Below are 23,148 nucleotides of genomic sequence, written 5' to 3' on the forward strand. Positions count from 1 at the left end.
TTGTTTGGACGGCTACGATCAAGGGGTGACGACGCCGGATCCCGTAAACCCGCCCAATGAAAGCAGCCAAACGCCAACTTTCCCTCCGTCTTTCGTGTCGCTGGCCCTCGCATCGATTCCGGTGCCGGACTATGCCGATGTGATTGTTCTCCCAGTGCCTGCAGGAAGCCCTGTGGAACCACGGCTTTGGGCAGAGACGATCTTTTCAGTCGCCGGCGTCCCGCTCTGGGTCAAGTGGCTGTTGGGCATCCGCCAAGCCTTGGTGCCCTTGATCGGAGTCAAACCGGCACCGAAAGACATTTTCGCCGTGGCCAGTGTTGTTGGTGAAGAAGCTCTTATCAGCGCCGACGACAAGCACCTTGATTTCCGTTGTGGAGTGGCCATGGATGCTTCAGGAAAGCTTCTGCGGGTCACCACGGCCGTGCGGTTCAAGGGATGGAGTGGCCGTCTCTATTTCCTGCCCGTGAGGGTTCTGCATCCGCTCGTGGTGCACGCCATGATGGCCAGGGCCATCCGGGTGCTGGCTCCCCGCTAAGCCCGCTGGGGCAGGAGGCGGGCGTCTTCCAGGAGTTCTTTCGCGTGGGCTTGTGCCGATTCCGAGTCCTCTTGCCCCGCCAGCATCCTCGCAAGCTCCTTGATCCGTTCGGATGCGTCCAGCAACTGCACATCACTGGAGGTGAATCCAGTGGCAGTAGCGCCGTCGGAGCCGCGTACAGAGGTCTTGGTGACGCGGATGTGCTGGTCAGCGAAAGCCGCCACTTGGGGCAGGTGGGTCACCACCAGCACCTGGACATGCTGGGCCAGCATGGCCAGCCGGCGCCCGATTTCCACGGCCGCGCGGCCGCCAACGCCGGCATCCACTTCATCGAAGACGAACGTCGGCACGGGATCTACCGCGGCCAGCACCACCTCGATGGCCAGCATGACGCGGGAGAGCTCACCGCCGGAGGCGCCCTTGCCGAGAGGACGTGCAGGGGCTCCCGCATGCGGCTGAAGCAGGAACGAGATCTCATCCACGCCAAAGGGACCTAGTTGTCCGCCCGCTTCGAGGTTGATGACCAGCGTTGCATCCGCCATGGCCAGCGCCTTCAGCTCGGAACTGACACGGGCTGAAAGATCCTTGGCTGCCTTGGCCCTGATCTTGCTGATGGCTGCTGCCTGTTTCCTCAATTCGGCCTCCGCGCGGACAACTTCGGCGTCGAGCGCCTCGATCCGCGTGGAATCGTCCTGGAGTTCGTCGAACCTGACCCGGGCGTTTTCGGCCCAGACCAGGACTTCGTCGATGCTCGGTGCGTACTTGCGGACCAGCTTGGCTAATGCGGCCCGCCGGTCCTCGATCTCGGCGAGCCGCTCCGGCCCCTCCGAGTCCAGTCCCGCCTGGTAGCTGGCCAGCTCCGTAGCGATGTCGTTGAGCAGGAAGCCGACTTCGGCAAGCCGGGCAGCGGCCGCACCCAGCTCGGCGTCGTGCTCCGCAACATGCTCCAGGGTCCGTTTCGCTGCATCCACCAAGGTGGTTGCGTCACCGGAATCGCCGAAGTCCTCCGCAATAAGAGCCTGGTGCGCGGTATTCGCGGCAATCCTCAGCTCTTCCACATTGGCCAGCTTCACGGCCTCGGCCTTGAGGGACTCGTCCTCACCTGGTTGGGGATCCACCTCATCAATTTCGGCCAAGGCGATCTCCAGCGACTCGGCTTCACGCAGCCTGTCACGGGCGGCGCTGCGGAGCGTATCGAGCTCCGCCTGGATGGACTTCCAGTGACTGTACAGCGCCTGGTAGGTGGCGAGCGGAGCAGTGAGGGAATCACCGGCAAACTTATCCAGGGCACCACGCTGGGCGGTAGCGCCCTTCAACCTGATTTGATCCGACTGGCCGTGGACCACCACGAGGGTTTCCCCGATTTCGGCGAGGACGCCGACCGGGGCGGCCCGCCCGCCAAGGAAAGCACGGCTGCGGCCGTCCGCTCCCAGGCGCCGGGCGAGGATAAGTTCAGCGCCGCCGTCGAACTCCTCCACGTCTGCGCCGGCCTCCAGCGCCCGCACAACGGCGGGATGCCCGTTTTCCAGCTTCAGTACCGCCTCAGCGGTGGCACTTTTTGCCCCGCTCCGGACGGCACCGGCGTCTGATCTTGCCCCCAGCAGAAGACCGACGGCGGTAACCACCATGGTTTTACCCGCGCCGGTTTCGCCGGTCACGACACTCAACCCGGGGCCTAGCGGCAACGTAGCATCCGTGATGACGCCGAGATCGCGGATTCTCAGTTCTTCAAGCACGATTCACCTCGCAGTGGTGGGGTCGGGGGCTGCCGGCGGTTCTTCCGGATGTTCTTCCGAAGAAATTGCCGGCCGGGAAGCTGAAGGCAACGGCGTCGGCGGCAAAGGCATCGGCTTGGGTGTACGGACAATGGGGATGGGGCCGGTGTGAACGGATTCCGCTTTTGGTACAGGCCCCCTCCAGCCGTGGATGGGCAATTCGAACTTGCGGACCAGCCGTCCTGAGAACGGCGTGGGGTGGGTCCGGGCCAGCCGTACGGGTGTTGCCGACCGGGTAACCTCCACCCGCGAACCGGGCGGGAGATCAACGGAGCGCCGCCCGTCGCACCACAGAACTCCCTGAGCGTCAGTGCGGCCCAGAACTTCGACAGCGAGTTTCGAGCGGGGCGAGACCACCAACGGTTTGGCAAAGAGGGCATGGGCGCTGATCGGGACAATCACGAGGGCTTCCACTTCCGGCCACACCACGGGCCCTCCGGCGGAAAAAGCGTAGGCAGTGGAGCCGGTAGGGGTTGCCAGCACAATGCCGTCGCACCCGAAGGTGGTCAGCGGGCGTTCGTCCACTTCCGTAACCACTTCGAGCATCCGCTCCCGGTTGCCTTTTTCGATGGCAGCTTCGTTGAGCGCCCACGTGTGCCAAATCTTTTGCCCGCGGACCCAGACCTGAACATCGATGGTCATTCGCTCTTCCACGGTGTACTGCCTGCTGGCGATCCACTCAACAGTCTGGGCGAGGTCTGCCCGTTCACTTTCGGCAAGGAAACCAACGTGGCCCAGGTTGACGCCCAGGAGCGGCACGTCCACTTCACGGACAAGTTCAGCGGCGCGGAGAATGGTTCCGTCTCCGCCGAGGACCATAACAAGTTCAACATCGGGCAGCTGGATGTGATCATGGAGGACCTCAACAGGGTGTTCCAGCCGGCCGAAGTAGCGCTCCATGTCGCCAAGCTCCGACTCCTGCATCACAGGCACAATCCCGGAGGAATGGAGCTGTTCGCAAGCCTCCCATGCAGCTTTCAGTGATTCCTCGCGGCCGGTGTGGGCAAGGACCAGTACACGCCTGCTCATCGGGTTCCGCTTTCTAGTGGTTCTTTAATGGACTCGGCCAAATACTTCCAAGCAACTCGGCAACAGCTGCGTCACGCCCTTCGATCTTAGGCAAGTCTGGAACCATCCTGCGTTTTATCCACAGGAAGTATTCAACGTTTCCGTCCTGGCCGGGCAAGGGACTGGCTGCCAGCCCCCGCAATTCCAGTCCCGACTCTGCGGCAGCCGACGCTACTTTAGCCACTGCCCGGCGCCGCTCCAGCTCGGAATTGACCACACCGGTCCGGGCCAGCCTGTCCTTGCCGATCTCGAACTGGGGTTTGACCATGAGCACCATGTCTCCGCCATGCTCTGTGCAGGCCGCCAGCGGTTCAACCACCAGGGTGAGGGAGATAAAGGACAAATCGGCCACAGTCAGCTGCGCCGGGCCGCCGATATCATCAGCCTTCATGTAGCGGACATTGAGCCCTTCATGGACGTCTACACGCGGATCTGACCGAAGTTGCGGCACCAGCTGTCCATGCCCGACGTCGACTGCCACCACTCGTGCTGCACCGTGCTTGAGCAGCACCTCCGTGAAGCCGCCCGTGGACGCTCCTGCGTCCAGGCAGCGTTTTCCGCGGACGACAATTTCCGGGAAAGCCGTGAGCGCGCCGGCCAGTTTATGGGCGGCGCGGCTGACGTAGAGATCCTCCGCCGCCTCGGCCACGCTTAGTTCAGTTTGTTCCTCGACCTGGAGGGAAGCCTTTGACAGGGTGGTCCCGCCAGAGCTCACCTTTCCTTCAACGATGAGCCGCGCGGCATGGGTACGCGATCTTGCCAGCCCTCGGGCCACAAGCATCTGGTCCAGTCGGGTCATGGGAAGCGGGCGTCCGACGGCGCTTGCGAGTCAGCATTCAGAACCTCGGCGTTCAGCGCCTCCAGCAGGGCATCGTGCAGTTGGGCGTAAACAACCCCGTGCTCTGCCACCGCCAGCTCATGCAATTTGTTCAGCAGCCCAAGGGCCTTGTCCACGTCTTGGTCACTGGTGCCCGGATCATTGATGCCCGGATCTGAGGAGGCCTGCAACCTGGGAGCCTGAGGCCAGCGGGCTTCCGCGTGGGCGACAGGGTTTGGCGGTTGGTTCAGCTCGGTCATTTCACCAGTCTAATGATCAAGCCATTCGAGGTCTGGCACCTTTGCCGTTGTGGCTCCGGGGTTCGCGGCCCACCACGCTGCGCATGCGGCCCGCCACGAATCCACATCAGAACGGTCCCCGCTGATGCTGACGCTGTTCCCGTCAACAACTGCATGGGATCGGCGGCAATAGTAGCTTCCGTCACGTCGCTCCACGTCCGGGTAGGGCTCATAAAGCTCAGATAACGTGTTGATGAGATACGCGGGGCGTTCCTCAGCCCGGGCAGCCAGGATCGACTCCCGTGTATCGACGCCGGTCAGGACGGCGACAGTGGCGAAGCCGGCCCGGTTGCCCCCGAGGATGTCAGTGTCCAGGCGGTCACCAACGACGAGCGGGCGCTCAGAGCCAATCCGTTTGGCGGCTGCATGGAACAAGGGAGCTTCCGGCTTGCCCGCCACCAACGGCTTCTGCCCTGTGGCCGACGCCACGGCGGCAACCAGGGTGCCGTTCCCCGGCGCGATCCCCCGCGCCTGCGGAATGGACATGTCTGTGTTCGTTGCCACCCAGAGCGCCCCGCCCGCCACTACGTATGACGCCTCGGCAAGATCCTTCCAGGCGATTTCCGGGTTGAATCCCTGAACCACGGCCACGGGGTGTTCCAAAGCACTGTGGACGGGGATAAGCCCAACGAGTTCAAGCTCATGGGCAAGGGCACGGCTACCCGTCACGAGCACCCGTGAGCCGGCCGGAAGCATGCCCGACAAAAGTTCTGCTGCCGCCTGGGATGAGCTCACCACTTGATGGTCCTCCGCGGGAGCCCCGAGTTCGCGCAGATGAGCAGCCACCTGGGCAGGGGTCCGGGAGGCATTGTTGGTGACATAACCCAGGCCCACGCCTTCACCTTCAAGCTTCCCGAGGGCCTCTACGGCACCGGGGATTGCATGCGGACCGGCATACACCACACCGTCCAGATCCGACAGCAGGGCGTCGAACATCGAAATGAGTGAAGCGGAAGGCATAGGGTCTAGTCCTCTGTGCGGTTCACGCGTTCGGAGTCGTCCGCTGTTTCCGACGCACTGGTCTCGGTCTCTTCGACATCTTCTTCGACTGAATCCTCATCCGACTCTGCGTCATCTGACTCAAAGTAGTCGGACTCGGCGTCGTCTGAGCCTTCGTCGAGTTCTAGAGGGGCAGACGTTGTTGTCGCCGGCCTCGGTTCAGCCTCAGCTGCCTTGGTGCTCCCCTGCGCACCTTCCGTCGTCTCCGCGTTTTGGCGGGCATGCAGACGGCGCAATTCCTCGTCCTGCCGGGCTTCCTCTTCCTCGTCCCAGCCAAGATCGATGATGTCGGGCTCTTCAGAGGCGCCAAGGCCCAGGGCGTTCTCGGCCACGACAGCCTGGCGCTGCCACTTCTCAGCTTCTTCACCACGGCCGACTGCAGCCAGAGCATCCGCATAGGCCCTGAACAGGCGCGGGCTGTAGGAGAAGGCCCGGTTCATGTCCAGCTGGGGGATCTCCAACTCAGCCACGGCAGCGTCCAACTGGCCCAGGTCAGAGCGGGCACCTGCGGCCACGATGGCCAGTTCGACCTTGCCTGGCGCATCCAGGTCCTTGGCTTCCTCGGACCGCACGACGTCCAGGGCCCTGTCCGGCCTGCCCAGCCCTCTTTCACAATCGGCCATGACCGGCAGATGCACATTGGATCCACTGATGCGCCGGTAGGTCCGGAATTCCCGCAACGCCTCGCCATAGTGGCCAGCAGCATAGGCCGTGAGTCCCACGGCCTCGCGCACCGCTGAAAGCCTTCCGCCCCGGCGGCTTGCAGCCAGGGCATGCTGGAAGGCCAGTTCGGGCTCGTCATCGATGAGCCGGCCAGCCATCACCAAGTGGCGTGCCACCCACTCGGCGCTGTTGGCTTCGAGTGTCTTGATTTCGTGCTTGGTGGCCCGATCAAGTTCCTGGCCTGTGACATCTTCGTCGATTTGGGGCGATCGTTCCCGATCGGGACGGTTCGCGCTGCGCAGGTCGCGGGCATTCGGTACGCGTACCGGACGGTCCCTGGCCTCGTCGCCTCGCCCGAACTGGCGGGGGCCTGAGTCGCCACGATCGAAGGTTCTGGGGGCACGGTCCTGACGGTCGCCAAAGGGTCTGCGGTTTTCGCCACCACCGAAGCTGCGACGCTCAACATCACCCTCCCGACGCGGACGATCACCAAAAGGCTTCCGGTCCCGGTCACCACCACCGCTAAACGGCTTACGGTCCCGGTCACCACCACCGCTAAACGGCTTACGGTCCCGGTCACCAAACGGCGGCTTACGATCCCGGTCACCACCGCTAAACGGCTTCCGATCCCGATCGCCACCGAAACTCCGACGCTCACCATCACCCTCACGACGCGGACGATCACCAAAAGGCTTCCGATCCCGATCACCAAACGGCGGCTTACGATCACGGTCAGCACCACCGCTAAACGGCTTACGATCCCGATCGCCACCGAAACTCCGACGCTCACCATCACCCTCACGACGCGGACGATCACCAAAAGGCTTCCGATCCCGATCACCAAACGGCGGCTTACGATCACGATCAGCACCACCGCTAAACGGCTTCCGATCCCGATCGCCACCGAAACTCCGACGCTCACCATCACCCTCACGACGCGGACGATCACCAAAAGGCTTCCGATCCCGATCACCAAACGGCGGCTTACGATCACGATCACCAAACGGAGGCTTACGGTCGGCGTCGCCCTGCGGGCGCTGGCGGTCACCAAACGGCGAGCCCTGGCCGTCACGATCCTCGCGGGAACGGAATCCGCGTGGATCTCCGCCCGAATTATTGGTTCCCCGGAAGGGGCCACCAGAACCCCGTCCGCTGGAACCGCCGCGATCTTTTCCGCCGCGGTGTCCGCCGTTGTGCTCAGCCATTATGGAGTCCTCCTATTGCGAGCTGACCACTGGCGCAATCGCAGCCGCTCTTCTCGGTGTTCGTCGTCCTACGCAACCCGAATTCAAGCGCTTCGAAGTCCGTACATCTCATGCAATTCTAGGCGAGGGCAGGCATAGTGGGCACCGCAAGCAGAACGGAAGGTCCAACAGTGACCATGATCATAGCCAGGGACTAAAAACCCGCCTGCCGGGCAAGGTCCACCAGCATCCTCTTAGCCTCGTCAGGCCCCGGCCCCGGACCGCTTGCAGGAGTTGAGAGGAGGAGTCGGGAAAGGCTGGTTCCCGATACCGAGACGACCACGTACTCCGTGCTGCCCGACAGAGAGTTAACGCCATACCGTGCATCACCCTGCAAGCCGGACAGGGGCTCGGGTTTCATCAGCATGGTAAACGGACCACTGGTTTGAAGTGCCTGTGCAGAAGCGAAGGTTCGGCGTTCAACAATCAGGCTGTTGTCGGTGCCACTCCCTGCCGCAAGCGGGTAGACACAGGCATCGATTGACGTACCGTCCCGGTCAATCGACACCTCACCCTGGCCGGCCTGTAGTGACCCTGCCCAGGAGCCAAGGACGGTGCGCAAGACCGATTCCGACAACACAGAGCAGGAATCAGCTGACTTTCCAGGCTCCACGGTCCGGCCGTCCTTGCCGATCTGGCTGGTGCCGGTGGGGCTTGGTGATGCCGCAGGAGTACTGGAAGCATCAGTCCCGGAGACGGAAGGACCGGGACTGCCACCCGGAGTGGGCGACCCCGGTCCGGTACAGGCCGCAAGCGCTGCACCGGAAAGGAGAAATGCGGCAACAGACATGGCAAGCCGTCGTCGTCGCATTGTTCCCTTATTCGAACACGTCATTGCTTACTCCCATGATCAGCCGATCCCCGGAACTGGCCGTACGCAGGAATCGTACGACATTTGATTCGGTCAGGGAGATGCAGCCCCAAGTTGGCACGGGGTTGGCATGCAGGAAGATCGCGAAGCCGGCATTCATAACAATCTCGGAATCGGGAGGCCTGTTGTAGTTGATGACCGCGCCCTGGCGGTAGTCACCGGAGGGTCTGGTGGCGTAGTACCACATGTTCTCATCCGGAAAAATGTCGGCGCTTGATTCGAAGTACTTGTTGTAGTTGGAATTAAGGCGCCCTCCCCAGCGGGAGTATGGATTCAGTGTCTGGTAGGGCAAGGAAGTACCGGGGTTGGAAAGTCCAAACGCAAGGGTGATCGAGTAGGACCCCGTCGGTGAATACTTGCCCGTGGTGGGCCCGGTGGCAGCACCCGGCGGGGCGAATCCGCTCTCGCCGGCATAACCTGCTGCCGTCCAGTCGTGAACGTATTTGCCGTCCCGCTTCACGCAGTTGGTGAATGTAACAGGAGTGGTTCTGTAGCCTTGGGAAACCGCGAAGGCAACCCGGGCTGCTCCCCCACCGGAATATTTAGTGGCTCCAACATTCAGTGCCCGGCAATATCCCCACTCGGAGTACCTGTGGCCGGCCCCCTGACCCGCGATCCACTGAATCCACCCACCCTCAAATCGCTGGGTGCAGCTGGTGCTTTGGCACTCTTCTTCGGAAACCGGGTAGCCCAGAGCTCCGTCCTGGGCGCGTTTGGACCCCCACACCTGACCGTAGACGCCGTATACGGAATGGAATCCTATGCCCGCGGCCCAGTAGACATAGCCGCCTTGAAATGACTGAACGCAACCGGAGCCCGCCAGCCCGCATTTTTCTGACGAGACCGGGTACCCCAGGCGGCCTCCCTCCCGTCCGTATTTACTCCAGATCTGGCTGTATCCTCCATAAACGGGATAGGCACCATTGCCTGAGTTCCAATAGATCGCCCCCTTCGCGAACTGCTGGAAACAACCGAGCTTGACCAAGCCGCAGACTTCAGCGGCTACGGGATAACCAAGTGGTCCGGCGGCACCGCCATGGCGGGACCACGTTGTGGCATAAATGCCCGCCAGCAGAGTGGTGCCGACACCCGGGACCCATGCAATATAGCCCTTCTGGAACTGCTGGGCACATCCACTGCCGTTCGCGCTGCACACTTCGTTGCCGACAGGGTAGCCGAGCCTTCCGGCTGCTTTTCCGCTGGCCGCCCAAACGCTTTGGTAAGGCTCATGGACAGCAGATGTGCCATACCCTGCCACCCAAATAATCAGTCCGCGCTGAAACTGTTGAGAGCAACCTGCTCCGGATGAGTCGCAAACTTCCGTTCCGACGGGTACTCCAAGGCGGCCAGCGGAGCCCCCGAACGACGTCCATACGCGCGAATACGGCGAATAAACGGCGAAGGTGCCTATGCCTTGACTCCAGACGATAAAGCCTGACTGAAAGGACTGCTGACAGGTGGTGGCCCCTGGTGCACAGGCAAAGGACTCCACCGGATACCCCAGGCGGCCTGAAGCTTCACCATGGGTAGCCCACGCAGTTGCTATTGCACCACTCGTCGCCACGGCACCGGTTGCACTTGTCCAGTGAATTTTCCCGTTTGAAAACTGACGGCGACACCCGTTCTGCGACAGCCCGCATTCCGTTGCACTGACGGCGCTTCCCAATGTTCCTGCAGCTCCCCCCAAGCGCTGCCATTCGGCCTCGATAGCAGCCTCTCCCGGGGACATCGCCTCGGTATCCGGCGTGCTCTGGATGGACTGTGATGGGCCAGCTGCCGGTGGGGAATTTTCAGGTGCGGGGGCTGGGGAGGGCTCCTCCGCCTCTGAAGGCGCTTGTTCGACTGACGTTGGCGAAGGGGACGGAGTCGATTCGGCAGGATCGGTTGTTGGGCTGGGAAGGTCTTGTGCGGGTTCGGCCAAGGAGGGCTCGGCTGCAACGGTAGGTTCGCCGCTTGGATTCGGTGGGGCGGTTGCCGCCGGCTGTATCGATGTCAGCACCAGTGAAAGAGCCAAAAGGACAATTGCGCCCCAGCTTCTCCGAGATTTCACCAAACCACGCCCCCCAAAAATGCAGTTTTAAAAGTTCCAGGCTCTTTTTTTGCAGCCCGGCCCTAAGCCAGAACTAGAGGCTACCCCAACAGCTGCACAGGCCAGAAGATAGAAACCGGAAGTTATTGAATTGATGCCTAGTTTGGCGAACAGATTCACAAAAGAAATTTCACATCTTGCGCAAATCGATAGAATGAGCTATATCCCAATTCGGGATCCCTGCTACTGGGGAACGACCATGACAATCAGAAAACGGCTGACGGCCTTTACCGCTGTTCTCTCCCTCGTTCTTCTCGGCTTTGGAGCGGTCGACACCGCCAGGGCCGCTCCGATCGCCGATGGGTACTACGTACTTGGCTACAACGGCGCCGTCTATCAGGTCAGCTCGAGTGGTTCATCCGTCCGGCACATCTCCTACCAGGAATGGGCTGCAGCGGGATTTCCCACGCCTCAACCTGCCCCCACAGATTACGTAAAGTACTCTTGGGCGCCGACTATCAGCGCAGTAACATACTTCGATCCTGAGGACCCCTCTTCATGGCTGTGGGAACCCCTTAGCCTCCAGTCCTGGCAAAATGCAGGCAAGCCGCAGCCCCGCGATGTGGCGTACGTAGGCGGGAGCTACTTCTACCAGTGGGGTACCTCCTCCCAGATCCTGGTTGAGGAGCCAGGCGGAGTTCGCCACGTTCTCACGTATCCCGAGTGGGCAGATTCCGGATTCCAACCGTTTGATGCACGGCGCAATGAGGGATTCCTGAAGCTGTCTTGGACATCATCCATTGCCCGAATGTCCGACCTTGCCAGAGGAAGGGGTACCCCGATCACCTACGCACAGTGGAGTGAACAAGGCTTCCCGGCGCCCCGCGTGGTGAATCGTGTATCAGGCGACCAGTTCTACCGGGAATACACCAGCCCAACCATCTGGTATGCGGGTCCCACGGAGAACCGTCCCATCACCTATGCAGAGTGGACATTGGCAGGCTTCCCGCCACCGTTGGTGATCAACGTTCCGCCTTCCTATGTTGTCCCGAACCACTGGAGGGGTGTAGACCTTGAGCGCATCCCCACGAACCAGAAAGTGGTGGCCCTGACATTTGACGCCGGCGCCTCTGACGCTGGTACACGCTCCATTCTGGACACTCTGGTGAGGTACGACGTCGACGCCACCTTCTTCATCACAGGCGCCTTCGCCCGTTCTTACCCAGGTGCAGTACAGGGCATGGTCCTTGGGGGGCATCCTGTTGGAAACCACAGCAACACGCATCCGGAGTTCCCCGCTCTGACTGACGCCCAGATAGTGGCTGAACTGGCTGCGGCAGATGCATCGATCAAGGCCGCTGGCGGCCGGGGAACACGGCCATTGTTCCGTTTCCCTTTTGGCGCCCGTACAGCAGCGGATATCGCGGTGGTCAACGACGCCGGATACGTTCCATTCCGCTGGACTGTTGATTCTCTCGGTTGGCAGGGAACCAGCGGCGGACGTTCCGTAGCCTCGGTACGGGACCGCGTCCTGGCGGCCGCTACACCCGGTGGGATAGTGCTGATGCATGTAGGTGCCCATCCGACTGACAGGTCCACTTTGGACGCAGATGCCCTGCCCCAGATCATTGAAGGGCTTCGCGGCCAGGGCTACGGGTTTGTTACCCTCTCATCCCTGATTCCCTGACAGCCTGGACGCTTTTATGCGGATGGCACCATTTGCTTTAAATGAGGGAGAGCCCCAACCGTGTGTGGTTGGGGCTCTCGACCCTTTTTTAATGGTTGTCCGGCGGTGACCTACTCTCCCACACCCTCCCGGGTGCAGTACCATCGGCGCTGTGGGTCTTAGCTTCCGGGTTCGGAATGGGACCGGGCGTTTCCCCCACGCTATGACCGCCGTAACCCTGTGTCCCGTACCCCTGTGGGGGGTGGGAAATCTGGTGGTTACAACATGTTCTCTCTGCCCTTTTGGGGGGCAGGTGTGGTGTTGTTATTCAGTTGTGTTCCCTTGTCAGCAAACCGGTGGTGCGGGTTTGTTGGTTGGGAACCACATAGTGGACGCAAGCAGTCTTGTTTTCTTTTTACCGCCCCCTGGGTGCAAACGCTTTTGAAGTTCGTTTGCGGGGGTGGTGTGTGGTGTAAGTTATCGGCCTATTAGTACCGGTCAGCTTCACGAGTCGTTAGTCCTCGCTTCCACATCCGGCCTATCAACCCAGTGGTCTGGCTGGGGGCCTCTCACACACAAGGTGTATGGAAATCTCATCTCGAAGCGAGCTTCCCGCTTAGATGCTTTCAGCGGTTATCCCATCCGAACGTAGCTAATCAGCGGTGCACTTGGCAGTACAACTGACACACCAGAGGTTCGTCCGTCCCGGTCCTCTCGTACTAAGGACAGCCCTTCTCAAATTTCCTGCGCGCGCAGCGGATAGGGACCGAACTGTCTCACGACGTTCTAAACCCAGCTCGCGTACCGCTTTAATGGGCGAACAGCCCAACCCTTGGGACCTACTCCAGCCCCAGGATGCGACGAGCCGACATCGAGGTGCCAAACCATGCCGTCGATATGGACTCTTGGGCAAGATCAGCCTGTTATCCCCGAGGTACCTTTTATCCGTTGAGCGACGGCCATTCCACAATGTACCGCCGGATCACTAGTCCCGACTTTCGTCCCTGCTCGAGATGTCTCTCTCACAGTCAAGCTCCCTTGTGCACTTACACTCGACACCTGATTGCCAACCAGGCTGAGGGAACCTTTGGGCGCCTCCGTTACTTTTTAGGAGGCAACCGCCCCAGTTAAACTACCCATCAGGCACTGTCCCTGACCCGGATTACGGGCCGAAGTTAGATGTCCAAAGTGACCAGAGTGGTATTTCAACGATGACTCCACCCGAACTGGCGTCCGGGCTTCAACGTCTCCCACCTATCCTACACAAGCCACTCCGAACACCAATACCAAACTATAGTAAAGGTCTCGGGGTCTTTCCGTCCTGCTGCGCGTAACGAGCATCTTTACTCGTACTGCAATTTCGCCGAGTTTATGGTTGAGACAGCGGGGAAGTCGTTACTCCATTCGTGCAGGTCGGAACTTACCCGACAAGGAATTTCGCTACCTTAGGATGGTTATAGTTACCACCGCCGTTTACTGGGGCTTGAATTCTCAGCTTCGCCTTGCGGCTAACCGGTCCTCTTAACCTTCCAGCACCGGGCAGGAGTCAGTCCGTATACATCGTCTTGCGACTTCGCACGGACCTGTGTTTTTAGTAAACAGTCGCTTCCCCCTGGTCTCTGCGGCCCCTGCACGCTCCGGACAGCAAGTGTCCATCACGATGGGGGCCCCCCTTCTCCCGAAGTTACGGGGGCATTTTGCCGAGTTCCTTAACCATAATTCTCTCGATCGCCTTAGTATTCTCTACCTGATCACCTGTGTCGGTTTGGGGTACGGGCGGCTAAAACCTCGCGCCGATGCTTTTCTAGGCAGCATAGGATCACCGAATCCCCCCTTACGGGAGTCCCATCAGATCTCAGGCATCATGAACGGCGGATTTGCCTACCGTTCGCCCTACATCCTTAGACCGGGACAACCATCGCCCGGCTCGGCTACCTTCCTGCGTCACACCTGTTAATACGCTTACCTCCCAGGATCAGGTCCCGCGCTCCACCAAAAACCTCACACCACAAGGGTGATCGGTCAGGTCTCGGGCGGTTAGTATCCCCTGTTCAGCATGGACGGTTTTTCGCCGGTACGGGAATATCAACCCGTTGTCCATCGACTACGCCTGTCGGCCTCGCCTTAGGTCCCGACTTACCCAGGGCAGATTAGCTTGACCCTGGAACCCTTGATCATTCGGCGGACGGGTTTCTCACCCGTCTTTCGCTACTCATGCCTGCATTCTCACTCGTGTAGGCTCCACCGCTGGTTTACACCGCGACTTCACTGCCCACACGACGCTCCCCTACCCATCCAGACGCCTGAACCACAAGGGCTTAGCAAAAATCTGAATGCCACAACTTCGGCGGTGTACTTGAGCCCCGCTACATTGTCGGCGCGGAATCACTTGACCAGTGAGCTATTACGCACTCTTTTAAGGATGGCTGCTTCTAAGCCAACCTCCTGGTTGTCTTCGCAACTCCACATCCTTTCCCACTTAGCACACGCTTAGGGGCCTTAGTTGGTGGTCTGGGCTGTTTCCCTCTCGACTATGAAGCTTATCCCCCACAGTCTCACTGCTGCGCTCTCACTTACCGGCATTCGGAGTTTGGCTGACGTCAGTAACCTTGTAGGGCCCATCGGCCATCCAGTAGCTCTACCTCCGGCAAGAAACACGCAACGCTGCACCTAAATGCATTTCGGGGAGAACCAGCTATCACGAAGTTTGATTGGCCTTTCACCCCTACCCACAGCTCATCCCCTCCATTTTCAACTGAAGTGGGTTCGGTCCTCCACGACGTCTTACCGTCGCTTCAACCTGGCCATGGGTAGATCACTTCGCTTCGGGTCTAGATCACGCCACTGCAACGCCCTGTTCAGACTCGCTTTCGCTACGGCTTCCCCACACGGGTTAACCTCGCGACGTAACACTAACTCGCAGGCTCATTCTTCAAAAGGCACGCCGTCACAACTACACAGCAAGCTGCGGCTGCTCCGACGGATTGTAAGCACACGGTTTCAGGTACTGTTTCACTCCCCTCCCGGGGTACTTTTCACCTTTCCCTCACGGTACTGGTCCGCTATCGGTCATTAGGGAGTATTTAGGCTTATCAGGTGGTCCTGACAGATTCGCACGGGATTTCTCGGGCCCCGTGCTACTTGGGATACTCTCCAGGCGGTACACAACATTTCGGTTACGGGGCTCACACCCTCTCTGGCCGGCCTTTCAAGACCGTTCACCTATGCCCGTACTCTCACCTCACTGTCCCGGCAGAGACAGAACGGAAAGTCCCACAACCCCGACCATGCAACGCCCGCCGGCTATCACACATGGAACGGTTTAGCCTGATCCGCGTTCGCTCGCCACTACTAACGGAATCACTGTTGTTTTCTCTTCCTGCGGGTACTGAGATGTTTCACTTCCCCGCGTTCCCTCCACGCACCCTATGTGTTCAGATGCGGGTCACCAGATCACTCGCGCGTCTGGCGGGGTTTCCCCATTCGGACACCCTGGGATCACAGTCCGGTTATCGACTCCCCCAGGCTTATCGCAGATTCCTACGTCCTTCTTCGGCTCCTAATGCCAAGGCATCCACCGTGTGCTCTTAAAAACTTGACCACAAAAGATCAAAAAAACATTTCGAGAGAACCTATGGAAACCACACCACAAACACAGCCACACCAAACCCCGAAGGGAAAAGCACAACCACATCCGCAGCACAGATCCAGGTTCATATTCTTGGAAATTGCTTCTTATAAAAGATGCTCGCGTCCACTATGTAGTTCTCAAACAACAACCCCATGCCACACACCCCACACACACCCCCACCAAAGGGAGCAAAAAACGTGCATGATCGGTCCGACCAGGAAACCAGAAACAAACAAACCCGGACAAAGAGTCACCCCTTCCCCCGGCCCTGTTGCCTCAGGACCCAACAGTGTGCCAAACACCACCCAACAACCCGCACCGGAAACCTTCCTGAACCCCGCACCCCACCCCAACAAAGGAGAAGAGCAACCAGGATCCGTACTAATAACCGGCCCGTGCCACCAGGCACCTATTCGTTGATATTCCACCCTTGAGCACCCACCGCAGAACAATCGCCTGCGCAATGGGCCTTTACTCCTGACAACCCCTCCACACTCACATACATGAGGCAAGGTGACTGTAGGTGCTCCTTAGAAAGGAGGTGATCCAGCCGCACCTTCCGGTACGGCTACCTTGTTACGACTTAGTCCCAATCGCCAGTCCCACCTTCGACAGCTCCCTCCCACAAGGGGTTAGGCCACCGGCTTCGGGTGTTACCAACTTTCGTGACTTGACGGGCGGTGTGTACAAGGCCCGGGAACGTATTCACCGCAGCGTTGCTGATCTGCGATTACTAGCGACTCCGACTTCATGGGGTCGAGTTGCAGACCCCAATCCGAACTGAGACCGGCTTTTTGGGATTAGCTCCACCTCACAGTATCGCAACCCTTTGTACCGGCCATTGTAGCATGCGTGAAGCCCAAGACATAAGGGGCATGATGATTTGACGTCGTCCCCACCTTCCTCCGAGTTGACCCCGGCAGTCTCCTATGAGTCCCCACCATCACGTGCTGGCAACATAGAACGAGGGTTGCGCTCGTTGCGGGACTTAACCCAACATCTCACGACACGAGCTGACGACAACCATGCACCACCTGTGAACCGGCCCCAAAGGGGAAGGACTGTTTCCAGCCCGGTCCGGTCCATGTCAAGCCTTGGTAAGGTTCTTCGCGTTGCATCGAATTAATCCGCATGCTCCGCCGCTTGTGCGGGCCCCCGTCAATTCCTTTGAGTTTTAGCCTTGCGGCCGTACTCCCCAGGCGGGGCACTTAATGCGTTAGCTACGGCGCGGAAAACGTGGAATGTCCCCCACACCTAGTGCCCAACGTTTACGGCATGGACTACCAGGGTATCTAATCCTGTTCGCTCCCCATGCTTTCGCTCCTCAGCGTCAGTTAATGCCCAGAGACCTGCCTTCGCCATCGGTGTTCCTCCTGATATCTGCGCATTTCACCGCTACACCAGGAATTCCAGTCTCCCCTACATCACTCTAGTCTGCCCGTACCCACTGCAGAACCGGAGTTGAGCCCCGGTCTTTCACAGCAGACGCGACAAACCGCCTACGAGCTCTTTACGCCCAATAATTCCGGATAACGCTTGCGCCCTACGTATTACCGCGGCTGCTGGCACGTAGTTAGCCGGCGCTTCTTCTGCAGGTACCGTCACTTTCGCTTCTTCCCTACTGAAAGAGGTTTACAACCCGAAGGCCGTCATCCCTCACGCGGCGTCGCTGCATCAGGCTTTCGCCCATTGTGCAATATTCCCCACTGCTGCCTCCCGTAGGAGTCTGGGCCGTGTCTCAGTCCCAGTGTGGCCGGTCACCCTCTCAGGCCGGCTACCCGTCGTCGCCTTGGTGAGCCATTACCTCACCAACAAGCTGATAGGCCGCGAGTCCATCCAAAACCACAAAAAGCTTTCCACCCCCCACCATGCGATGAGGAGTCATATCCGGTATTAGACCCAGTTTCCCAGGCTTATCCCAGAGTTAAGGGCAGGTTACTCACGTGTTACTCACCCGTTCGCCACTAATCCAGGAGCAAGCTCCCTTCATCGTTCGACTTGCATGTGTTAAGCACGCCGCCAGCGTTCATCCTGAGCCAGGATCAAACTCTCCGTTGAAGTAAAACAAAAACGAAACACAACCAGGAACCACGGGAAAACGCGGAAACCCGGCCGCACAAAATTTGAAACCAGCCAAAAAAACCAGACCATCCACGGGGTGGACAACCTGGCCAATTCAACCAATCAATAAAACAATTGGTATCAACAAACTTGGCACACTATTGAGTTCTCAAACAACAGACACATTCGAATAATTCTCGAAACAATGTTTATTTGAATTACTTCAAATTCTTTTGTTTCGCATTCCTTCGCTGCGATGTTTCCAGCTTATTTGATTCATTTTCACTTTGCAAATCCGGATATTCTCCGGAAATTCACTCCGTTTACAATGAATCCGCCCAGCATAATTTGAAACAATTTTTCATTTTGTGCGCCTTGCGCATGAAGAATTGCTTCTCATTTGTAGGGGGTCTGTCACCACTCAGCGGCGGCGACTCAGAAGACATTACACGCTCCTCTCCGGCCGTGCAAATCGGCGGAAAGGAGCGTGCCCTGTTCAGGTTGTGCGTGGTTCTTTGACCAGGTGGTGCCGTGTATTCAGCGAGCCTCGACTTCGACTGTTGCCAGGTTTTTCTTGCCTCGTCGCAGCAACAAGTAGCGGCCGTGGAGCAGTTGCTCATGGGCAACCACTGCTTCAGGATCGGAGATCTTGGCGTTGTTCACGTAAGCGCCCCCCTCCCCTACGGTGCGCCGGGCCGCCGACTTGCTATCGGAAAGCCCTGAAGCCACCAGGAGGTCAATGATGCCGAGGCCGCCGTCGTCGATCTTCGCGGAGGGAAGCTCTGACGTGGCTGCTGCGAGGGTCTTCTCATCGAGCGCGCTGAGATCGCCGTTGCCGAACAGCGCAGCCGAGGCGGCAATGACTTTTTCGGTTGCCTCCATGCCATGAACCAGTGACGTGACCTCATACGCCAGCTTCCGCTGCCCTTCGCGTGCGAAGGGCCGCTCCGCCACCGAGAGCTCGAGTGCCTCGATCTCAGCCCTGCTCAGGAAGGTGAAGACCTTCAATCGTGCTGTAACGTCCGCATCAGCGGTGTTCAGCCAGAACTGGTAGAAGGCGTACGGGCTGCACATGTCCGGATCCAGCCAGATCGCGTTGCCTTCGCTCTTGCCGAACTTGGTTCCGTCCGAGTTCGTGATCAAGGGTGTTCCCAGGGCGTGCACATGCTTCCCCTCAACCTTGCGGATAAGCTCAGTGCCGCTCGTCAAGTTGCCCCATTGGTCCGAACCGCCGGTCTGGAGTATGCAGCCGTAGTCCCGGAACAGCTGCAGGTAGTCCATGCCCTGCAATATCTGGTAGCTGAACTCGGTGTAGCTGATGCCCTCTTCGGAACCGAGCCGGGACGCCACCGCATCCTTTCGGAGCATGGTGCCTACGCGGTAGTGCTTGCCGATATCGCGGAGGAAGTCGATAGCGCTCAAAGGGGCAGTCCAGTCCAGGTTGTTGACCATACGGGCCGCGTTGGCGCCCTCAAAGCTCAGGAACCGGCGAACCTGGGCCTGAAGGTATCCCACCCACTCCGTCACCGTGTCCTTGGTGTTCAGCGTGCGTTCAGCTGTCGGCCGAGGATCACCGATAAGGCCGGTGGAGCCGCCCACAAGCCCAAGAGGCTTGTGGCCGGCAAGCTGCAGCCTGCGCATGAGCAACAACTGCACCAGGTTGCCCAGATGGAGGCTCGGCGCAGTGGGATCGAATCCGCAGTAATAGGTGATCGCGTCACCGGCGAGGAGCTTTTCAAGTTCCACTTCGTCGGTGGATACGTGGACAAGTCCGCGCCATTTCAGCTCCTGCCAGATGTTGGCGAAGCTGGGATCGTTCTGCTGGGATTCAAGATCAGTTAGTTGTGACACGTGATCTAAGTTAGCAGGATTGACGGGTCAGCAGCGCCGGGGTTCAGCCTTCGATGCCGGCCGGTATCCCTGCTGATGCAATGAGTCTCAGCCGCTGGGTGGGCCGGGTCATGGCCACATAGAGATCGCCTACGCGGCCGTGCTCATGGTTGAGCATGGCTGAAGGTTCCAGAACCACGACGCCGTCGAACTCCAGGCCCTTTGCCTCGCGCGGGCTGATGACCACAATGTCCTGTTCGTAACTTCCCGCGCCGGTTCCGACCCTGCGGCCATAGGCGGCGCGCAGTGCGGTTGTGGCTTCGGGGAGCAACGGACCGTCGGCAATCACTGCCAGCAGTCCGCCGTCGAGCGCTTCCAGTTCCTCGGGGAGTACGTCCACAAGACGACTGACAATGGCACCCTGCTCCACCTCGTCAATGATCGGTGACCAGCGGCCCTCGCGGACAGCCTTCGGCGCTGACACCACCAGGCCAGCCGCATTTGCCATCCGCGCGGCGGCCTCGGCGATCTGGGACGGCGTCCGGTAGTTCACGGTCAGCTCTTCGAGCTGCCAGCGGTCGCCGAAGAGAGGTTCCAACGCTCCCTGCCAGGACTTCGCGCCGGCAACGGAACTGGTCTGGGCGATATCACCTACGATGGTGAAGGACTTGAGCGGGCACCGCCGAACCAGCAGGCGCCACTGCATGGGCGACAGCTCCTGTGCCTCGTCCACCACAATGTGGCCAAACGCCCAGGTTCGATCACTGGTGGCGCGCTCGGCCGCGGTAAGCCGGGCTTCGCGCTCCTGGTTCTGGTCGACCAGTTCCTCGGCGCTCATGAGAACGTCCACGCCGGCAGTCTCCATGTTCACCAGCGTTTGGCGGGCATTCGCGAGATCGCGGGCACGGTCGTGTTCCTGCTGGGCCAGTCCACGGCCGGCAGCGGCGTCCAGTTCGCCGAGCAATTCCGCAGCCTCGTCCAGCAGCGGCACATCAGATTCTGTCCAGGGAGAATCCGCGGGCCGCAAGAGGAGGGCACGCTGCTCTGGGGTGAAGCCTGGGGTGCACGCTTCCAGGATTGCCGGTTTGCTGAGCAGTTCGCCCACCAGCTTTTCCGGAGTCATGGGCATCCAGCACAGGTTCAGGGCGATCCTGACGTCCCTTGCGGAACGGACATCCTCCGCAAGGTAGGAGCGGTCGGCGTTGTTGCCGATACTGCCGGCTTCGACCAGCTCGGTCATTTGCTCCGTCAGCTCCCGGAGCAGGATCTTCACGAAAGTTACCCTGGCCTCGTTGTGGGGCTTGCCGGTTCCACGGGCCTTGTCCCTCGCACGGCGGACCTGACGGGGAGTGAGAACGAGTTTGCGGCCGTCCACCTCGAGAATCCGGTTCTCCGCTGGAATCCGTTGACGGTTGGCCACTGCATTGGCCACCACTTCAGCCATCTCCAGGCTGCCCTTGAGGGCGGCGACGTCCCCTTCCGGCTCGCCTATGGCATTGATGCCCGGCATCAGCCTGCCGAGGCTGGCCATCACGACGCCGGTCTCACCCAAGGATGGGAGGACGCGTTCGATGTACTTCATGAAGGACGACGACGGGCCGACCAGCAGGACGCCTGCAGTCTTCAGCCGGTCGCGGTGCGTGTACAGCAAATAAGCGGCGCGGTGCAGTGCCACAGCCGTCTTACCGGTGCCCGGACCGCCTTGGACAACCAAGGCTCCGGAAATGGTGGAGCGGATGATCCTGTCCTGCTCGGACTGAATGGTGCCCACGATGTCGGACATGCGTCCGGTGCGTTTTGAATCGAGGGCGGCAAGGAGCGCACCCTCCCCTTGCAAGGACGCGTTGTCAGCCAGCATGTCTGCGTCGAGGACATCATCTTCGATGGCGCGTACCTCCCGTCCCTGAAGGATGAGATGGCGACGGCGGCGTACGCCTTGCCGGTCAAAGGCGGTGGCCTGGTAAAAGTGGCCCGCCTCAGGTGCCCGCCAGTCGACCATGAGCCGCTGGAGATCCTCAGTGGTGAGGCCGATGCGCCCGATGTACTGGGCTTCACCCGAGTCAAGGTCCAGCCGGCCGAACACGAGGCGGTCGTCGACGGCGTCGAGCTGCGCCAGGCGGTCTTCGTAGAGCGCGGCAAAGGCATCACGCTCGGACACGTTCTGCATGGTTCCGACAGCGCCGGCACGGCGCACTTGCGCCAGCTGGGCGCGCTTTTCCTCGCGCAGTTCATCCAAACGGGCATACAACCCAGCTACGTAGTCCCGTTCATGGGCTAAATCAGCGTCGAGCATCGAGACGTTCCCCTATCGCAAAAGACAGACCTAACATTCTACAACCAATCCGTTGCCCGCGTGTGAGATGACGCGCTTGCTACAGGCGCAGTAGCGAACGGACCCGGTGACCGGTCAGGGCTGACCGTCCACGGAGCTCGCCCAGCTCCATCACCACTCCGATCCCGGCCACATGGATGCCACATCGTTCAAAGAGCCGGGTGGCCGCACCGAGTGTGCCTCCGGTTGCGAGGACGTCGTCGAGAATCAGCACCCCGCTTCCGGTCGGCAAATCCGAGGTGTGCAGCTCCAATGTTGCCGTGCCGTATTCCAGGGCATAGTCCTCGGCAAAGACAGTCCGGGGAAGCTTCCCGGCCTTCCTGACGGTCACCACTCCTGTATTCGTTGCGTAGGCGGCTGCGGCAGCCAGCAGGAAACCGCGGGCTTCCACTCCCGCGACGGCGTCGAACTGTCCCCTGAAGGGTTCCACCAAAGATTCGACGACGGACCTGAACGCTGTGGGATTGGCAAAAACGGGAGTGAGGTCCTTGAAGGAGATGCCGGGTTTCGGGTAGTCCGGCACAGTGATGCAGAGGCTCGTGATGAGCTCGTCCACAGGGACGGGGCGCCGGGTGGTAACTGGCTCGCTTGGATTCACGCATCCACCCTACTGGGTGCTGGCCGACTTCCCGGTGATCGCCTTGCTCTTGGCGGCCTTGTAGCGGGAGACTGTGGGGTCACCGGTCAGCCAGAACCGCCAGGGATATTCATGGGTTCCGCCGGCGCCGGCGACACCTACGCGGGGTCCGGCACTGATGGCGGAGGCAGGGGTGGCAGGCAGTTCCAGCGCGAAGGGCGCCTTGAGGACGTCCCTGCCGCTGTCCGCCGTCGTCAGTCCGAGTGCAGTGGCGAGGCGGGCTGGGCCGCTGGCCAAATCAACGGGCGTTTTGGAGGCGGGCCGCCGGGCGAGGGCAACGTCCTGACCGGCAACCACCTCCCCTGCGCGCAGCAGCAGCGCGGATGCCACACCGTCAGGCCCGCAGACAATGTTGGCGCAGTAGTGCATGCCGTAGGTGAAGTAGACGTAAAGATGCCCGGCCGGGCCGAACATTGGCGCGTTCCGGGGTGTCAGGCCCCGGAAAGTATGCGATCCGGGATCAGGATGCAAGGAATCGTGAGGGCCAAGATAGGCCTCGACCTCTGTAATCCGGACAGAGACCGTCCCCGCCGGACTGATGTGGGTGAGGACCGCTCCCAACAGCAAAGGTGCAACATGCCGAGGATCGGCGGAAAGCACCTCGCGCACCGGAGTCGGCTGTGGAGCACCGGTGGGCTGGCTCGCATTCATGGTCAAAACCTTAACAAAGATGGGACGGTTGGCATCCCAC

At 60.2% G+C, this 23,148-nt stretch carries 15 protein-coding genes and 3 rRNA genes; 2 read left to right on the forward strand and 16 right to left on the reverse strand.

The features are described from left to right. The first annotated feature begins 25 nt into the window (after positions 1 to 25). Entirely contained in the window at positions 26 to 535 is a 510-nt protein-coding gene (locus M1E05_RS14005) for a DUF2867 domain-containing protein (protein ID WP_461163299.1), read from the forward strand. On the opposite strand, the gene recN is transcribed toward M1E05_RS14005, so the two are convergent. From recN to M1E05_RS14050, 9 genes are all read right to left on the reverse strand, one after another. Continuing rightward, entirely contained in the window at positions 532 to 2,271 is a 1,740-nt protein-coding gene (gene recN / locus M1E05_RS14010) for a DNA repair protein RecN (protein WP_458110913.1), read from the reverse strand. The two genes, M1E05_RS14005 and recN, sit on opposite strands and share 4 nt — an antisense overlap. A gap of 3 nt (positions 2,272 to 2,274) precedes the next feature. Further along, positions 2,275 to 3,339: an NAD kinase gene (locus M1E05_RS14015; protein ID WP_458110914.1), complete on the reverse strand. Its 1,065-nt coding sequence runs from the start codon at positions 3,337 to 3,339 to the stop codon at positions 2,275 to 2,277. 13 nt (positions 3,340 to 3,352) lie between these two features. Next, a complete protein-coding gene (locus M1E05_RS14020) occupies positions 3,353 to 4,177 on the reverse strand; it encodes a TlyA family RNA methyltransferase (RefSeq protein ID WP_461163300.1) in 825 nt (274 codons plus the stop codon). After that, positions 4,174 to 4,455 carry a hypothetical protein gene (locus M1E05_RS14025; RefSeq protein WP_461163301.1) on the reverse strand — a complete coding sequence of 94 codons (282 nt, stop codon included), beginning with the start codon at positions 4,453 to 4,455 and terminating at the stop codon, positions 4,174 to 4,176. Before M1E05_RS14025 ends, M1E05_RS14020 begins: the two co-directional genes overlap by 4 nt. A 9-nt stretch (positions 4,456 to 4,464) precedes the next feature. Then, positions 4,465 to 5,454, reverse strand: a complete 990-nt coding sequence (locus M1E05_RS14030) for an HAD-IIA family hydrolase (protein WP_461163302.1) — start codon at positions 5,452 to 5,454, stop codon at positions 4,465 to 4,467. A gap of 5 nt (positions 5,455 to 5,459) precedes the next feature. Next, positions 5,460 to 6,332, reverse strand: a complete 873-nt coding sequence (locus tag M1E05_RS14035) for a tetratricopeptide repeat protein (RefSeq protein ID WP_458110918.1) — start codon at positions 6,330 to 6,332, stop codon at positions 5,460 to 5,462. Beyond that, positions 6,314 to 7,228 carry a hypothetical protein gene (locus M1E05_RS14040; protein ID WP_461163303.1) on the reverse strand — a complete coding sequence of 305 codons (915 nt, stop codon included), beginning with the start codon at positions 7,226 to 7,228 and terminating at the stop codon, positions 6,314 to 6,316. The genes M1E05_RS14035 and M1E05_RS14040 overlap by 19 nt, the downstream gene beginning before the upstream one ends. Positions 7,229 to 7,554: 326 nt before the next feature. Then, on the reverse strand, positions 7,555 to 8,235 hold the full coding sequence (locus M1E05_RS14045; RefSeq protein ID WP_461163304.1) for a hypothetical protein: 681 nt from the start codon (positions 8,233 to 8,235) through the stop codon (positions 7,555 to 7,557). Then, positions 8,219 to 10,000, reverse strand: coding sequence for a hypothetical protein (locus M1E05_RS14050; protein ID WP_461163305.1), 1,782 nt, complete (start codon positions 9,998 to 10,000; stop codon positions 8,219 to 8,221). The genes M1E05_RS14045 and M1E05_RS14050 overlap by 17 nt, the downstream gene beginning before the upstream one ends. A gap of 559 nt (positions 10,001 to 10,559) precedes the next feature. On the opposite strand from M1E05_RS14050, the gene M1E05_RS14055 reads away from it, so the two are divergent. Beyond that, the gene (locus tag M1E05_RS14055) at positions 10,560 to 11,987 is read left to right on the forward strand and encodes a polysaccharide deacetylase family protein (RefSeq protein ID WP_458110922.1); all 1,428 of its coding nucleotides are present in this window, start codon (positions 10,560 to 10,562) and stop codon (positions 11,985 to 11,987) included. 97 nt (positions 11,988 to 12,084) lie between these two features. Here the strand turns inward: M1E05_RS14055 and rrf are convergent. The 7 genes from rrf to M1E05_RS14090 all read right to left on the reverse strand — a co-directional run bounded on the left by rrf (position 12,085) and on the right by M1E05_RS14090 (position 23,108). Then, positions 12,085 to 12,201 (reverse strand): 5S ribosomal RNA (gene rrf, locus M1E05_RS14060). Between the two features lie 232 nt (positions 12,202 to 12,433). Further along, positions 12,434 to 15,567: ribosomal RNA gene (locus tag M1E05_RS14065) — 23S ribosomal RNA — on the reverse strand. 564 nt (positions 15,568 to 16,131) lie between these two features. After that, a 16S ribosomal RNA gene (locus M1E05_RS14070) occupies positions 16,132 to 17,655 on the reverse strand. The 16S, 23S and 5S rRNA genes sit together here, the layout of an rRNA operon. Positions 17,656 to 18,195: 540 nt before the next feature. Then, entirely contained in the window at positions 18,196 to 19,509 is a 1,314-nt protein-coding gene (tyrS, locus tag M1E05_RS14075; RefSeq protein ID WP_461163306.1) for a tyrosine--tRNA ligase, read from the reverse strand. 43 nt (positions 19,510 to 19,552) lie between these two features. Next, entirely contained in the window at positions 19,553 to 21,781 is a 2,229-nt protein-coding gene (locus tag M1E05_RS14080; RefSeq protein ID WP_461163307.1) for a HelD family protein, read from the reverse strand. Between the two features lie 79 nt (positions 21,782 to 21,860). Beyond that, positions 21,861 to 22,418 carry an adenine phosphoribosyltransferase gene (locus tag M1E05_RS14085; RefSeq protein ID WP_461163308.1) on the reverse strand — a complete coding sequence of 186 codons (558 nt, stop codon included), beginning with the start codon at positions 22,416 to 22,418 and terminating at the stop codon, positions 21,861 to 21,863. A 9-nt stretch (positions 22,419 to 22,427) separates the two neighbouring features. Further along, positions 22,428 to 23,108: a DNA-3-methyladenine glycosylase gene (locus tag M1E05_RS14090; RefSeq protein WP_458110926.1), complete on the reverse strand. Its 681-nt coding sequence runs from the start codon at positions 23,106 to 23,108 to the stop codon at positions 22,428 to 22,430. Positions 23,109 to 23,148: the final 40 nt, after the last annotated feature.

Source organism: Arthrobacter sp. R4-81, from assembly GCF_054792365.1.